Raw genomic sequence first — 15410 nt, 5'->3', positions numbered from 1 at the left:
CGATGGTACTGCACCCGCGAGGGTGTGGGAGAGTAGGACACCGCCGTCACACAACCACATAACAACACATAGGCGCGAAGAGAAAAAACACTTCTCTCCGCGCCTAACACACACCCAAAAACACACATAATAACTTCCAATACCTAAAAGAAGAAAGAAAGGGCTCGTTGGCTCGCTCTACACGGTTCAACCCCTACACTGCTGATATTTCAGGTAATAACGCTCAAACGTACGAAGATCTGCGACCGAGCTACCCACGTGAGAAACTTGCTTGCTTAAACATAACTCAGGGTCAGACCATCGCAGATATCGGAGCAGGTACTGGAAAACTCACCCAACAACTGCGTACTTTCAGCGATAACGTCTGGGCTGTTGAACCGTCCGAACAGATGCGAGAACACCTGAAAACCCTGTTCCTGCCCACACAGCAGAGTCATTGCCTCGCAGGTCGCGCTGAGCAGCTCCCTTTTCCAGATGAGTCTATCGACGTTATTACCTACGGCCAGTGTTGGCATTGGCTGGATGAAATACGTGCCAGTGCTGAAGCTGCGCGGGTATGCCGTGTCGGTGCGCGTATCGCAATTATTGGTAACTACTTAGATATTCGCCACGATTGGGTACACCGCCTGAGTCGCATCATGCGTTCCGGGGATATTCGTCGTGCAACTGAAGCGCCAGATTTACGTGTTCCTGGTCATCACGGTCATATGGAATATATGTTTTCTGAGCCGTCCCTAGAGTACTGCGAGTGGACGGATCAGATTACCGCCCATGACGTTTTTCTCTTAACGACGACTCGCGCCTCATGGATCTTAGCAGACACGGTGCAGCGCGAACGCACGCAGGAAAATCTGCAGTGGTATTTGTACGATCATCTGGGGTATCGCCCTGATGACGTCATCGACTTACCGTATCGCATGTTTATGTGGGTAGCTATTCGCAATGATTGTTCGTGGACACCGGCCCACGAACGACTTATTAAACGCTGAATAGCTCATCTTTCATTGCAGGTACACGGTTACGCTCCGCTGTATAAGACAGATAACTCTATATATGTATTCCGCATTAGAATAGGGAGGAAAACGCATATATAGAAAGAAGGTCCTCTCGTGCCTCAGCTTCGCTCAGCAACGTCAACCCACGGTCGTAATATGGCGGGTGCGCGGGCATTGTGGCGCGCGACGGGAATGACGTCGGAAGATTTTGGTAAACCCATCATTGCCGTGGTGAATTCCTTTACTCAGTTTGTCCCTGGGCATGTTCATCTACGCGATATGGGGCAACTGGTTATTCGCGCAATAGAAGCAGCAGGGGGAATCGGCAAAGAATTTAATACCATTGCGGTGGATGACGGAATCGCGATGGGGCATTCTGGCATGCTTTATTCGCTTCCTTCGCGCGAAATCATCGCAGATTCCGTGGAATATATGGTCAATGCCCACTGTGCTGACGCAATGGTATGTATCTCGAATTGCGACAAAATTACTCCTGGGATGTTGATGGCGTCTTTGCGACTAAATATTCCGACGGTGTTCGTCTCCGGCGGGCCGATGGAATCTGGTGCAGCTATTGAGGGCGTCGTCAATCACCGCACAAATCTGGTGGACGCAATTGCTGAATCTGCTGACGATAGCGTTAGTGACGCTGATCTAGCGTTGATTGAGGAACATGCCTGCCCGACGTGTGGTTCGTGTTCAGGGATGTTTACGGCTAATTCAATGAACTGTTTGACAGAAGCCCTGGGATTATCCTTACCCGGAAACGGGACGACGTTAGCTACTGCTGCGAAACGTCGGGATCTATTTCTTGAGGCGGGTAGGCTTATTGTTGATTTGTGCCGTCGCTACTATGAAGATGACGATGAATCCGTATTACCCCGATCGGTAGCCTCGCCTGCTGCGTTTCGTAATGCGATGACGATGGATATTGCTATGGGCGGGTCAACGAATACGGTATTGCATATCCTTGCGGCTGCTTACGAAGGGGAAGTGGATTTCAGTATTTCAGATATAGATGCGTTGAGCCGGCAAACGCCCTGTTTATCGAAGGTTGCCCCGAACTCAACGACGTATCACATGGAAGATTTCCACCGTGCTGGTGGTATTCCGGCAATCCTTGGAGAGCTCTATCGAGGCGGATTGCTCAATCCGCACGTTCATGCTGTGCATGCCCCTGATTTAGAGAGCTGGCTGAATACGTGGGATATTCGCAGTGAGCATCCGGATCAGCGCGCGCGTGATCTCTATTTGGTGGCACCGGGTGGGCAGCGCACCACACAGGCATTCTCACAAGAGTGCTGGTACGAAACCCACGATGTTGATTCCGTGCAGGGGTGCATACGAGATATTGACCATGCATATACGAAAGACGGCGGCTTGTGCGTCCTGTATGGAAATTTAGCGGAGGATGGTGCAGTAATTAAAACTGCTGGTATTGACGAATCTCTCTTCCGCTTTGTTGGTCCTGCTCGAGTGGTGGATTCGCAGGAAGCAGCAATTGAGATGATTTTAGGTAAAAAGGTACAACCAGGGGACGTCGTTGTTATCCGCTATGAAGGGCCGCGAGGCGGGCCAGGTATGCAAGAAATGCTTTACCCTACGTCGTTCCTGAAAGGCCTTGGCCTGGGTAAGGTCTGTGCGTTGATTACGGATGGGCGTTTTTCTGGGGGCACATCGGGAATCTCTATCGGGCATATTTCACCGGAGGCAGCTTCTGGTGGTGCTATTGGTCTGGTACGAGACGGAGATAGGATCATTATTGATGTAACCCGACGCGAGTTGCGCCTTGATATTAGTGATGAGGAGTTAAACGCTCGTCGAGAAATGAAAGGCAATCTTCCGTGGCGTCCTGATGAACCGCGAGAACGGGAAGTATCGCGTGCACTGCGTGCCTATGCGTCGATGGCTAGCTCTGCCTCAACAGGTGGCGTTCGCGTTCTGCCGGAAGAAAGGCAGTAAGAACGCAATCATAGAGATCTCTTCCTGATAGACAAGGACAGATTGGGCGCTAGTCCTAGATCGGCAAAAAATATTCTGGCATATCGGGCAGAGTCAGCTAAATCACGGTGGAAAATGGCTATCGGATGTCGTGTTAAGCGGGCAGACGTAGCACAATAGTGGACCGTGAATAATGGGAAGATACCTGCTGACGTTGACCGTCTCGATGCGTATGCGTTGAGCCATCTTGATCTTGTGGAGAAATCTCAGGTTGTCCTGAGGCTAGGAAAGACCTTACTTTCCTGCGGTGCTGGAGCATATCGAGTGAAGTCTGCGATGTCTCGGGCAGCCCGGGCAGTAGGGTTGTCGCGGCACGAGTCGCATGTCTCGCTTATGGAGATTATTACTACCTCCTGGCAAGGGCATAACTATCGAACTGAAGTAGTGGAAATTCGCTCAATCGGAGTGAATGTTGACAAGCTCGATCAGCTCATGGCGTTATGTATTCGGCTCCATCACGATATGACTGTTGCAGAGTTAAATGCAGCATTGGATGAAATTGATAAGCGTACACGCCATTATCCGATCTGGGCGAGCGTACTTGCCTCAGCTATTGCTTGTGCGGCGTTCTCGTTCCTGAACTCTGGGCGATTGGTCGAATGTGCGACGGTATTTGTCGCGGCTGGCGCGGGGCAATGGATTCGTCGTCTGTTGCTGGGGCGCAAGGTGACGCATTTTGCCGTGTGGATTACCTGCGCGGCTGCTTCGACGTTGTTGTACATCGGTATTATTGCAGGAGCGACACACTTTGGCGTGATCTCGGGGGCGCATCATGCGGGGGTTATTTCGGCGATCCTGTATCTTATTCCGGGATTCCCGCTGACTACTGCGATCCTTGATTTCGTTCGAATGGATTTCTGGTCGGCACTTACCCGTATGAACTATTGCTTGATGGTCATCGGATCGGCTGGTTTATCAGTATGGATGGTTTCGCACTTCTTGGGATGGCCGGTAGAAGGCCCCGCTCCGGAACCGTTGAATTATTGGGTGCTTTTCGCGTTGCGAATCGTGACCAGCTTTGCGGCTGCCTATGGATTCGCGGTGCTATTCAATGCGCCGTGGAAAGTTGCTGCTGCGGGCGGTGCGATTGGAGCTTTCGTCAATACGGGGCGTTTAGTTTTACAAGGTCATGACATGTCCTGGCAGCTAGCTGTAGGTATGGCAGCCTTTGTGGCTGGATGTTTGGCAACACTTGTGGCCTCCCGAACCATGCATTCGCGGGTGTCGCTATCGGTTCCTGCAGTTGTCATCATGATTCCGGGTGTGCCGTTCTATCGGGCGCTTGTGGCTTTGAACGAAGGGGATTTCTTCTCAGCATTAGGTCCGATTTCTGAAGTCTTTTTCGTCGTCATGTCGATTGGTTTTGGTCTGGCGGTTGCTCGAATCGTCACTGATCCAGGCTGGTTATTTGATTCCGAAACTGCGGTGCTGCCTGATGATCTCGATAAGACGGCGCGCGCAGCGCATTATTAAAACTTGCTGATCGTCAGAATGTGCGGGCTGTTACTACGGTAACAGCCCGCACATGTCATATCTGGAGGGAGGGGGAAACGAGGGGAAAGCGAAACCTCTGGGAGCTAGATCGGGTTAGCGAGTTGTGGCGTCTTTTCTCCGTTATAGAACCGCAGTAACATGCGCCGTGCGGGTGTCTCTAGCAATCGCGCCAATGTGTGTTCTGCGTTTGGAATATGCAGAACACTAGAACACAAGAGCTGAGGGAACACCGATAACACATGCCAAGGCAGCACAAGTAAGCAAGATAAGACGAGAGATGACTGGGCAGAAGAGAGTGAAAATAGGGGATACAAAAAGGAAGATGCAAGAGGCGAAAGGAATTCAGGTAGGGCATACGTAGGTCGAGATTTCTGAAAGGCAAAACAGCGAGCTTTGAAACAAAAAGAATGTCGAAGAACGCAAAATCATCCTCAGCTTGGTCCTCCGCTGCTGCGATACACCAGGAAAGGCAAACACCGTGCTATTCATGTCCATACTCTTAGCAGGTTCGAAAGAAAGCGGGATCAGATTGAAAAGCGTAAAGAGGAAAACAGAAAGTGGGCTGGCAACAATTGCCAGCCCACCTATTTCTATGCCGTAGATAGGATTAGAAGAATCCGCCGAGAGAGCCAAGGATTTGACCGCAGAAGATCTTGGCGATCATTGCAACGGGATAGACCATGGCATAGCCCAACGCGACGCGAGGATCCGCATTGGTGCGGTCGTTAGCGAAGGCCAAGACAGCAGGTTGCGTCTGTGCGCCACCGATAAGGCCGGCTAGGCGCGTACCACCCATCTTGACGATATACCGCATGGAGAAATACAAGCCGCCGCCGACAATCGAGGTAATGATCGCTCCGAGTAGGAGGATTTTTGCCCATGACCCGCCAGTGAAAGCAGTTGATATTTGCGACCCTGCAGTGGTTCCGGCGTATGCCAAAAAGACGAGAAGACCAAATTCTGCGAGAACCTGGCAGGCGGTGTACGGCAAGGCGGTGACGATGCGCCCGATACGACCAATACGACCCATGATTAACCCGACAATAAGGGTGCCGGCTGCAGAACCAATGGAGAATGTTAACCCAGAGGGGGTGAGGATTTTCCATTCGCCGATAATGATACCGAGAGCCATACCAATGCCCAGAGCTACTGGGTTGATGTCATACATACCTTTAGAGGAATCGCCAAAATAATGCGAGATCTCTTTCATCTTTCCGATGGGTGCGACGACGCGAACGCGGTCGCCTAGTTGCAGTACAACTTCGGGTTGGGCCAGCATATCCGTGTCACCACGTCGGATACGAGACATAGAGCCGCCAAACTTGCCTTCCAGATCGACCTGTTCCACCGTCTTTCCCGCGATCTTGGGATCAGAGACGGTAATGCGTCGGAAATCAAGGTAGCGACGATCCGCCATGAGGGAATGCGAGGATCCGTGCCCGAGGTGAGCAATAACGCGATCGACTTGTTCACGAGTACCGACCACGGTAATTAGATCGTCATGCAGAAGCTGCTCTTCTTCTTCGGGAATCCAGATTGGCCCGACTTCTCCTCGGCGAATTCGCGAGAAATGCACGCCATCGCCTACGAGTTCGAGAATGTCGGCGAGACGTGGGCTATCCTGGCGCTCCACTCGGACGGTGCGATTGATAATCGGAGAGGGGGTGTCCTTATCTGTACGGCGCTTCGATAAGGCGAGCATCGTCCAGCCAAGCATGCCGATTACTCCGAACAGATAAGCGATTGCATATCCCACGGTTGCGGTTGCTGGATCACCAGAGGCCTGGCCAGCGGCCGATAGGGTCGGTGTATTGGTGATGGCTCCGGCGAAAGTTCCCGCGATAAGCGCCCAATCCATGCCGAGCCAACGCCCAATGACGGCGGCAGCGACTGCTGCCAGCGCGAACATAACCAGCATGAGTACCAGCGGACCGAATGAGGATTTCAGGGTGTGGAAGAAGTTTCGCCCAGAGTTGATTCCAATAGCGAATGCAAACAATGCGAGCCCGAGGATACCGAGATCATGATTGATGTGGAGCTCATATCCGGCAGCTAATCCCCAGGCAGTAATCGCGATGGCGAAAAAGAGAACGGCTGCGGCTCCGAGAGAGATTCCGCGAATACGGATGTGGGCGAAGAGCATTCCTACTCCCACGAGAAGGAAAAGCAAGAGGACTTGATTGTGGGAGAGAGCAGAGAAGATGAAAGACAAAAGGAACTCCTGGTTAGATTTGACTTTGCAGATGCTGCTTCAGCGTCATCGTTGAGCACTACACGAGTACTAACTTAGATGGTCGATATGGCGAGATTGTGGCCCTAAGGTCATAGCTCACCTCATCAGAGCGTATGTTGTGCGGAATGGTGGGGCGAGAGAATGGCGTAAAAACACAATTTTTCTCTAGTAATGCTACGGATGCACAGTGATCGGTAAAACGAGCGGGATATATAGGTTGGAGAAAATGCATCCATGATGTGAGATATCGGGAAGTATTTTTGGTGTGCTGACGGGTGTGCATTAGCCTAGTGGCATGGCTAATCGTCGTTCCATTATTCTCGTAGTAGTCCAGCGCACCTGCAGGTAACGCTGTTCTGCGGTGCGCCCCTCGATAACCGAGGGGTTTTTTCATGTCAGTGATGATATGAAAAAGAAACGAACGGTGAGAAAACGGAAACGTCGAAGAGCATGGGACACATCCGAGGAGGAGAAATGGCTAAAGTGCCTACACCGCCTGCTACACGTGAGCCAGCGGCGGCTGTGAGTCGAGAACGCATGACGGGTGCTCGTGCAGTTATTCGTTCATTGGAAGAACTCGGGGTTCGGGACGTCTTTGGTCTGCCGGGTGGGGCAGCATTGCCGCTTTACGATGCGATCTTTGAATCGACGAAGATCCGGCACATTCTCGTTCGGCACGAGCAGGGGGCTGGGCATGCGGCCGAGGGCTTAGCAGTATCGACTGGTCGCGTTGGGGTATGTATGGCAACCTCAGGACCGGGGGCATCGAATCTGGTTACTGCACTCTTGGATGCCAATTTGGATTCGGTTCCAATCGTGGCAATCACTGGCCAGGTGGGGGCGTCCTTGATCGGGACGGACGCTTTCCAAGAGGCCGATATTATTGGGGCAACTCTACCGCTGGTAAAGCACTCATTCTTAATTACCGACGCGAATGAGATTCCGGCGCGTCTGGCGGAGGCATTTCATTTAGCGGCTACGGGGCGTCCGGGGCCGGTGCTTGTGGACGTGACGAAGAGTGCACAAACCGAAGAATGTGAGTTTATCTGGCCGCCTCGGTTGGATTTACCTGGTTATAGCCCGCAGGCGAAACCTAATCAGCGGATGGTCCGGGAAGCGGCGAGAATCATTTCCCAAGCACGCAAGCCTGTGTTGTATGTGGGTGGCGGGGTCGTTCGGGCGCGTGCTCATAAGGAACTAGCAGAACTTGTTGATCTGACCAATATTCCGGTTGTGACGACCTTGAATGCTCGGGGAGCTTTCCCAGATTCGGATAAGCGCCATTTGGGTATGCCGGGTATGCATGGCACAGTTCCTGCGGTTGCGGCTATGCAAAAAGCCGATTTGCTTATTACCTTGGGCGCTCGTTTTGATGACCGAGTGACGGGAGTGCTATCCCATTTCGCTCCTGAAGCGCAGGTCATTCATGCAGATATTGATCCGGCAGAAATTGGGAAGAATCGAGCGGTTGATGTCGCTCTGCTAGGTGATGTGCGCGCTAGTCTTAGCGCCTTGAATCACGCGTTGCCGGAGGCATACGACCAGTATGGGCAGGCGAATCATGATGCCTGGTGGGAGTTCTTGAACAGGTTACGGGCAACCTATCCGGTGGGGTATGAAGAGCCGGATGACGGCTTGCTTTCGCCGCAGTACGTCATTTCCCGCTTGGGGGCTCTCGCTCCGGACGCTATCTTCACCACAGGTGTGGGTCAGCATCAGATGTGGGCACAACAGTTCATTCCGTGGTCTTTCCCTGGGCAGCTTGTTACCTCGTGTGGAGCTGGCACGATGGGGTTTGGGGTTCCGGCTGCAATGGGAGCGCAGGTAGGTAATCCGGATTCGGTAGTGTGGTGTATCGACGGAGATGGCTCATTCCAGATGACGAACCAGGAGCTGGCGACCTGCCGGTTGAACGATATTCCCATCAAAGTGGCTATCATGAATAATTCCTCGCTGGGGATGGTGCGTCAGTGGCAAAATCTGTTCTTCGATAAGCGTTTCTCGCATACGGATCTGAATACTGGGCACGGGACGAAACGAATCCCAGATTTCAGCAAACTCGCACAAGCATACGATTGTGCTGCGATTGTCGTTGACAATGCTGCCGATGTCGATGCGGCGATTACTCAAGCTATGCAGATTAATGACCGTCCGGTGGTTGTGGAGTTCGTTGTTTCCCCGGATGCGATGGTCTGGCCGATGGTTCCAGCAGGGGTATCTAATGATGATATTCTCTACGCTCGCGATTTACGGCCGGTGCAAGAAGAGGAGGAACAGGCATGATCTCACATCGTCGCACGTTATCGGTGCTGGTGGAGAATAAACCTGGAGTGCTTGCCCGAGTGTCTGGCTTGTTTGCGCGACGGGCATTCAACATTCATTCTTTGGCTGTTGGGCCGACGGAGGATCCAGATTTATCGCGTATCACGCTCGTCGTCGATGCGAATAGCGCTCCGCTTGAACAAGTGACTAAGCAGCTCAATAAGCTCGTTAACGTCATCAAAATTGTGGAATTGGAAGACGAGCAATCAGTTTTGCGCGAGCTTATGCTCGTCAAAGTACGGGTAGATGACAGCTTGCGGGCAAATGTTATCAATGTGGTGGATCTCTTCCGTGCGCATATCGTTGATGTGGTTCCGGGAGCGCTGACGATTGAGGCAACTGGTTCACAACAGAAAACGAAAGCCTTGCTCGCGGCCTTAGAACCGTATGGCGTAACGGAGATTGTGCAATCTGGGGCGGTGGCGATCGGGCGTGGGAGCGGATCAATGAGTGAATCCGTGGCTCGTGAACGCCGGATGATCCGGCAAGCTGAAGCAAACCCGTCGGATTTTGGGAAATAACATAAAATCACTAGCAGACGTGCAGAGATAAAGTGCCGTAGTTGAAGGAGAAAAACGTGGCAGAGATTGTGTACGACGACGATGCAGATTTGAGCATTATTCAGTCGAAGAAGGTTGCCGTCATCGGGTATGGATCGCAGGGGCATGCCCATGCACTGAACCTTCGGGACTCCGGGGTTGATGTTGTAGTGGGTTTGCGTCCGGGCTCAAAATCCGAACAGAAAGCACGCGAGCAGGGGCTGAATGTTGCAACGATTGAAGAGGCTACCCAGGTGGCCGATGTCGTCATGATTTTGGCTCCCGATCAGCACCAGCGCACGATTTATGCGGAGCAGATCGCACCGCATTTGAAGCCAGACGCGGCACTGTTCTTTGCGCACGGCTTTAATATTCGATTTGGTTACATTACTCCGGATGCGGGTCACGACGTGTGTATGGTTGCTCCTAAAGGTCCGGGGCATATTGTGCGCCGTCAATATGAGGACGGGCGCGGGGTGCCCGATATTGTTGCGGTAGAGCAGGACGCTTCTGGGCAGGCTTGGGATTTGGCTTTATCGTATGCCAAAGCGATTGGCGGTACCCGAGCTGGAGTCATTAAGACGACGTTCGCTGAAGAGACGGAGACGGATCTTTTCGGTGAGCAAGCAGTACTGTGTGGAGGCGTTTCGCAGCTTATTCAGTATGGTTTTGAGGTGCTGACGGAAGCTGGCTACCAGCCGGAGATTGCCTATTTTGAGGTGCTCCACGAGATGAAGCTCATCGTTGATCTTATCAATGAGGGAGGGCTGACCAAGCAACGTTGGTCGATCTCTGATACGGCAGAATACGGTGACTACGTCTCTGGCCCGCGAGTGATTAATGAGCAGGTCAAGGAGAATATGAAGCAGGTGTTAGCCGATATTCAGGACGGATCGTTCGCTGCGCGGTTCATCGCCGATCAAGATAACGGCGCGGTGGAGTTTGCACAGCTACGCGCTCGCGGTGAAGGTCATCCGATTGAGAAGGTCGGTGGAAAGTTGCGCAAGATGTTTGCCTGGCAGCAGATTGACTCGGACTATACGGACGGTTCTGCAGCGCGCTAAGCGATGTTTTCCGCTTTTCCAAAGACCAATGGGGAAAGGCAGCGCCGAGATTGTGTGTTACCGGCCAGCGGACGCAGCGAAATATTGCTGAGGCGGCTGGCCGGATATAACGTCTCTAGATGCGCGCAGAAGGGAAACGCCGAGAATCGATCGGTTTAGCTGTGCTGAAAACTGCCAGATGGTGAGGTGCACAGGTAGATTGCTGGTTGTGGATGTTAGCCAGCAACCATCGTCATTGGCTAGTAGCTAATGGCTTATCAGAGTAATAACTCGTGATCTTGTAGTGCTTGTGGGTAGTTTGCTGGCTACTCACGAGTACTGCCGGGTGGGGCAACAGCTAATAGCTACCAGCCATCGGCGCTACAGTTGGAAGCTGGAGAGGCGATGCTTGGCGCTTGCCAGCAGTGATATTCCACAGAGGCACCTTGCAATAACGAAGTAAAAACGTCAAAAACCAAAGCGGCCTTCGCGTCATCAGCGAGGGTCGCTTTTATCTCCCCGGAGCTGCACATTTGTCTTTATACTGGTAGCGGGTGCGAACGATGAGGTTCGCTCACGTCGCCTTAACCGTCGGTGCCAGCCGCGTGTATGAGGTGTACGGGCAAGATCGTGGCATATGGAGAAATAATGGTTTCTTTCCGAGTCGAAGAGGATCTCATTGGGTCGCGTGAAATTCCTGCGGATGCGTATTACGGAGTCCATACTCTGCGCGCAGTAGAAAATTTCCCGATTTCTGGGGTGCGGATCAGCGATGTTCCGGAGTTTATTCGGGGCATGGTGCAGGTCAAGAAGGCAGAAGCCTTAGCGAATCGCGATAAGCGAGTATTATCGGGGCGCATTGCTGAAGCGATCGTGGCTGCCTGCGACAAAATCTTAGATGAGGGCGTGGGGATGGATCAGTTCCCCGTAGACGTTTTCCAAGGCGGTGCGGGTACGTCCGTCAATATGAATACGAATGAAGTAGTGGCGAATCTGGCCTTAGAGATCCTGGGAGAGGAAAAAGGTCGGTACGACATTATTCATCCCAACGATCACGTGAATAAATCACAGTCCACCAATGATGCGTACCCGACAGGCTTTCGGGTGGCGCTCTACCGCATGATTGAGGGATTGATCGCAGAGATTGAGCGATTGGCGGGGGCGTTCGACGTCATTGCCAAAAAGAATGCAAAAGTGTTGAAGATGGGCCGCACGCAGTTACAAGATGCGGTTCCGATGACTGTCGGGCAGGAGTTTGCGGCTTTCCGGATTTTGTTGGACGAGGAAGTGCGCTATTTACAGCACACTATGGAGCTGTTACTGGAAGTGAATCTGGGGGCAACCGCGATCGGAACGCGGCTCAATACCCCGCAGGGGTTCCAGGAGATCGTCGTGCGGCGGTTGGCTGAGGTGACGGGCCTGCCGGTGAAACCAGCGACGAATCTGATTGAAGCGACGATGGATACGGGCGCGTATGTGGCTATTTCGGGAGCGTTTAAGCGTCTTGCTGCGAAGTTGTCAATGATTTGCAACGATCTGCGTCTGTTATCTTCCGGGCCGCGAGCCGGGCTGAATGAAATTAATCTGCCGCAAATGCAGGCGGGATCGTCAATTATGCCAGCGAAGGTCAACCCTGTTATTCCCGAGGTCGTCAACCAGGTGTGTTTTAAAGTTATTGGCAATGACGTGACGGTCACGATGGCTTCGGAAGCTGGTCAACTTCAATTGAATGTTATGGAACCAGTGATCGGTCAGGCTTTGTTTGAGGACATCATGTTGATGGAAAACGCCTGCCGAGTATTGCGGGAGCGATGTGTGGATGGCATCACCGTCAACGAAGAGGTATGCCGGAATTTCGTTATGAATTCCATCGGAATTGTCACGTATCTCAACGATATTATTGGGCACCACCAGGGCGATCTGATCGGCAAAGAAGCAGCCCGCACGGGGCGGAGTGTGCGCGATCTCGTTTTGGAGCGTGGATTAATGACGGAAAGTGAGCTGGATCGGGCCTTGTCGGTAGAAAACCTGATGGAGCCTGAGTATATGGGGATGATTTACGACGATTAAGCCTAGGGGTGCGAAGCCTTGCGGCTAATACTGTGGTGAAAAAAGGCGTATTCGTAGGGTGCCAGCGTGCGTTGCCCTGTGGTGTGTTGCCTGGATTGAGTTAGTTACCTGCGCGGTGCGCGCTTTGTAGGTATTTGCCAGTGGGGGATTGGTCTTGTCGGCTCACTGGGTGCGCCGGTCGGTGCTAGCTAAATCATGTAGGTGTTTGCGGTATGTGCGCATGGAGCGCCTAGTGCACGGTTGGGATTCTCAGGTGCGCGGCTTTATCGGGTGTATGAGCCTATCGCCTCGTTTCGGGGCGCAGATACGGGATCAGGGCAGGAATAGCCGGGGTTCACAGTGTGAAAAGTTCCTACAATGTGTGCTTTGAGGCAGTACACTCGCTGCCATGAGTGTGCAATTGGCAGTGATCCCGGGGGATGGGATTGGTCCCGAAGTTGTGGCTGAAGGGCTGAAAGTACTTGAGGCGGTCAGCGCTGGCAGTGAATTACAATACGATATTGCGCATTATGATCTCGGTGCCGAGCGCTATCATCGCACAGGTGAGGTCCTTACAGATGAGGAGCTAGCACAACTAGCTACCAAGGATGCGATTTTGCTCGGTGCAGTGGGCGATCCATCGATGCCTTCAGGGGTTTTGGAACGTGGGTTATTGCTGAAGCTCCGTTTTGCGTTTGACCAATACGTCAATATGCGCCCGGCGAAGTATTATCCGGGAACGCCATGCCCGTTAGCGCGCCCGGGTGAGATTGACTTTGTGGTTGTTCGGGAGGGGACCGAGGGGCTCTATTGTGGAAACGGTGGGGTCGTGCGGGTTGATACTCCGCATGAGATAGCAACTGAGGTATCTGTTAATACGGCTTTCGGGGTGGAACGTGTGGTGCGTTTTGCTTTTGAGCAGGCCTCTCGGCGCCGTCAGCGAGTAACTTTAGTGCACAAGCATAATGTTCTCGTCCATGCTGGCCATCTTTGGCGGCGTATTTTTGAACGGGTAGCGCAGGAATATCCTGAGGTGGCGACGGATTATTTGCACGTGGATGCGGCAACGATTTTTCTGGTTACCGATCCCGGGCGGTTCGATGTGATCGTGACGGATAACCTCTTTGGTGATATTTTGACTGACGAAGCCGGTGCGATTACTGGCGGTATTGGCTTGGCGGCTTCCGGGAATATCAATCCAGAGCGGGAGTTTCCGTCGATGTTTGAGCCGGTACATGGTTCTGCTCCGGATATTGCTGGACGCCAGATCGCTGACCCGACGGCAACGATCTTGTCTGTGGCGATGATGGTGGATTTCTTAGGCTATGGGCAGTTGGCGTCTCGGATACGCCAAGCTGTTGATATGGATATGGCGTGGCGGGCGCGTAGCGTGGCGTCCGGCCAGGTAGCACAGCGATCAACGAGCGACATCGGAGATGCTATCGTTGACCTACTTTCGAGTGCTCGGTAGCGGCAGAGAGGGAAGAAAATGACGCGACAGCCCACGCAGTTGGATCGTTTAGCCAGTGAAGCATGCCCGTCGGCAGCAGAGCTTGCGGGTACCTTTGCCCGTCAGCCTCATCCGCATCTGCGCTCGGATGAGGAATACCAGCGGATTATGGCGAATCTGCGCTTCGGGGTGGATTTTACGGATTATATGGCCCATGCGACGTGGACCCGAGATAACGGGTGGCATAATTGCGTTATTGAGCCCTATGGTCCGTTGAGTGTCGATCCGGCTGGAGCAGTGTTGCATTACGGGCAGGAAGTGTTTGAGGGCTTAAAGGCATATCGGCATGAGGATGGGTCGATATGGACGTTCCGCCCAGGGTACAACTCGGCTCGGCTCAATATGTCGAATCGCCGGTTAGCGATCCCAGATTTGCCGCGTGAGCTGTTCCATGCCTCGATTGTGGATCTCGTGCGCGCTGATGCGCGGTGGGTGCCTGATGCGCCAGGTAGTTCGCTGTATTTGCGTCCGTTTATTTTTGCTTCGGAGTCCTTCTTAGGAGTGCGGGCTTCTACGCGGTATGAGTATCTAGTGATTGCTTCGCCGTCGGGGGCGTATTTTGCCAATGGTCTAACGCCGATCCAGGTGTGGGTGGAGCGTGATTACCATCGGGCTGGTCCAGGGGGAATGGGCGATGTGAAGACGGGAGGCAATTATGCCGCTTCACTGTTGCCGAAGGTTGAGGCGTCGCAGCGGGGTTTCGACGAGGTGTTATTCCTGGACGCGGCGACGAACACCAACCTTGACGAGCTCGGCGGAATGAATGTTTTTGTGGTGATGTCTGACGGTTCGGTGTGTACTCCGGAACTTACTGGGACGATTCTGCCGGGTGGAACTCGGTCGGCTATTTTGCAGTTCCTCGAAGAGCAATCAGTGGTTGTGCGTGAGGAGGCGATACCGTTGCATGGTTTGTTACGCGGTATCGAGTCGGGTGAGGTAGCGGAGATGTTTGCCTGTGGGACGGCCGCTGTGGTGACGCCGATTGGCCGGTTAACAGGGACGGATTTCGATGTGGATGTGCCGGTTGGTCCGCGAACGCAGGAGATTTACGAGGAGCTGACGGCGATCCAATTGGGGCGTCGGGAGGATCGTTTTGGCTGGCTCTATCAGCTTGTGGAGGTGCCCACTCGGTGATTCGGGGCTGAGGTCCTATCCAAAGGCGTGAGGAGGAGCATGTCGGCCCTTAAATCGGATTTATCCTCCAAAATTGCGTGTGAGGATAGT

General features: G+C 53.0%; 10 protein-coding genes. 9 read left to right on the top strand and 1 reads right to left on the bottom strand.

Features of this window, described 5'->3' with window-relative positions; all coding sequences use genetic code 11:
• Positions 1 to 167 precede the first annotated feature (167 nt).
• The 3 genes from ACLHIJ_RS08285 (at position 168) to ACLHIJ_RS08275 (ending at position 4469) form a co-directional block, all read left to right on the top strand.
• Positions 168 to 989: a class I SAM-dependent methyltransferase gene (locus tag ACLHIJ_RS08285; protein WP_411297231.1), complete on the top strand. Its 822-nt coding sequence runs from the start codon at positions 168 to 170 to the stop codon at positions 987 to 989.
• Between the two features lie 120 nt (positions 990 to 1109).
• A complete protein-coding gene (gene ilvD, locus ACLHIJ_RS08280) occupies positions 1110 to 2957 on the top strand; it encodes a dihydroxy-acid dehydratase (RefSeq protein ID WP_411297232.1) in 1848 nt (615 codons plus the stop codon).
• 165 nt (positions 2958 to 3122) lie between these two features.
• The gene (locus ACLHIJ_RS08275; RefSeq protein WP_411297233.1) at positions 3123 to 4469 is read left to right on the top strand and encodes a threonine/serine exporter ThrE family protein; all 1347 of its coding nucleotides are present in this window, start codon (positions 3123 to 3125) and stop codon (positions 4467 to 4469) included.
• A gap of 628 nt (positions 4470 to 5097) precedes the next feature.
• Here the strand turns inward: ACLHIJ_RS08275 and ACLHIJ_RS08270 are convergent.
• On the bottom strand, positions 5098 to 6702 hold the full coding sequence (locus ACLHIJ_RS08270) for an aspartate:alanine exchanger family transporter (protein WP_411297234.1): 1605 nt from the start codon (positions 6700 to 6702) through the stop codon (positions 5098 to 5100).
• A 495-nt stretch (positions 6703 to 7197) separates the two neighbouring features.
• Between ACLHIJ_RS08270 and ACLHIJ_RS08265 the strand changes: the two genes are divergently transcribed.
• The 6 genes from ACLHIJ_RS08265 (at position 7198) to ACLHIJ_RS08240 (ending at position 15320) form a co-directional block, all read left to right on the top strand.
• The gene (locus ACLHIJ_RS08265; RefSeq protein WP_411297235.1) at positions 7198 to 9006 is read left to right on the top strand and encodes an acetolactate synthase large subunit; all 1809 of its coding nucleotides are present in this window, start codon (positions 7198 to 7200) and stop codon (positions 9004 to 9006) included.
• On the top strand, positions 9006 to 9566 hold the full coding sequence (ilvN, locus tag ACLHIJ_RS08260) for an acetolactate synthase small subunit (protein WP_411297272.1): 561 nt from the start codon (positions 9006 to 9008) through the stop codon (positions 9564 to 9566). The genes ACLHIJ_RS08265 and ilvN overlap by 1 nt, the downstream gene beginning before the upstream one ends.
• Before the next feature lie 56 nt (positions 9567 to 9622).
• Positions 9623 to 10648, top strand: coding sequence for a ketol-acid reductoisomerase (gene ilvC / locus ACLHIJ_RS08255; protein ID WP_411297236.1), 1026 nt, complete (start codon positions 9623 to 9625; stop codon positions 10646 to 10648).
• A gap of 624 nt (positions 10649 to 11272) precedes the next feature.
• Positions 11273 to 12697 carry an aspartate ammonia-lyase gene (aspA, locus tag ACLHIJ_RS08250; protein WP_411298908.1) on the top strand — a complete coding sequence of 475 codons (1425 nt, stop codon included), beginning with the start codon at positions 11273 to 11275 and terminating at the stop codon, positions 12695 to 12697.
• 388 nt (positions 12698 to 13085) lie between these two features.
• Complete coding sequence (locus ACLHIJ_RS08245) at positions 13086 to 14147, top strand: 3-isopropylmalate dehydrogenase (protein WP_411298907.1); 1062 nt, start codon at positions 13086 to 13088, stop codon at positions 14145 to 14147.
• A gap of 18 nt (positions 14148 to 14165) precedes the next feature.
• Positions 14166 to 15320: a branched-chain amino acid aminotransferase gene (locus tag ACLHIJ_RS08240; RefSeq protein WP_411297238.1), complete on the top strand. Its 1155-nt coding sequence runs from the start codon at positions 14166 to 14168 to the stop codon at positions 15318 to 15320.
• Positions 15321 to 15410 lie beyond the last annotated feature (90 nt).

The sequence above is a fragment of the Trueperella sp. LYQ141 genome, assembly GCF_046599555.1.
Classification (GTDB): Bacteria; Actinomycetota; Actinomycetes; order Actinomycetales; family Actinomycetaceae; genus Trueperella.
The sequence above is the reverse complement of the archived record's forward strand: the minus strand, read 5'-3'. Positions and strand labels throughout refer to the sequence as shown.

Bases quoted from the DNA above. Each gene is read 5' to 3' on its own strand.
- ACLHIJ_RS08245 (WP_411298907.1), top strand. From the start codon at position 13,086: ATGAGTGTGCAATTGGCAGTGATCCCGGGGGATGGGATTGGTCCCGAA.
- ACLHIJ_RS08265 (WP_411297235.1), top strand. From the start codon at position 7,198: ATGGCTAAAGTGCCTACACCGCCTGCTACACGTGAGCCAGCGGCGGCT.
- ACLHIJ_RS08240 (WP_411297238.1), top strand. From the start codon at position 14,166: ATGACGCGACAGCCCACGCAGTTGGATCGTTTAGCCAGTGAAGCATGC.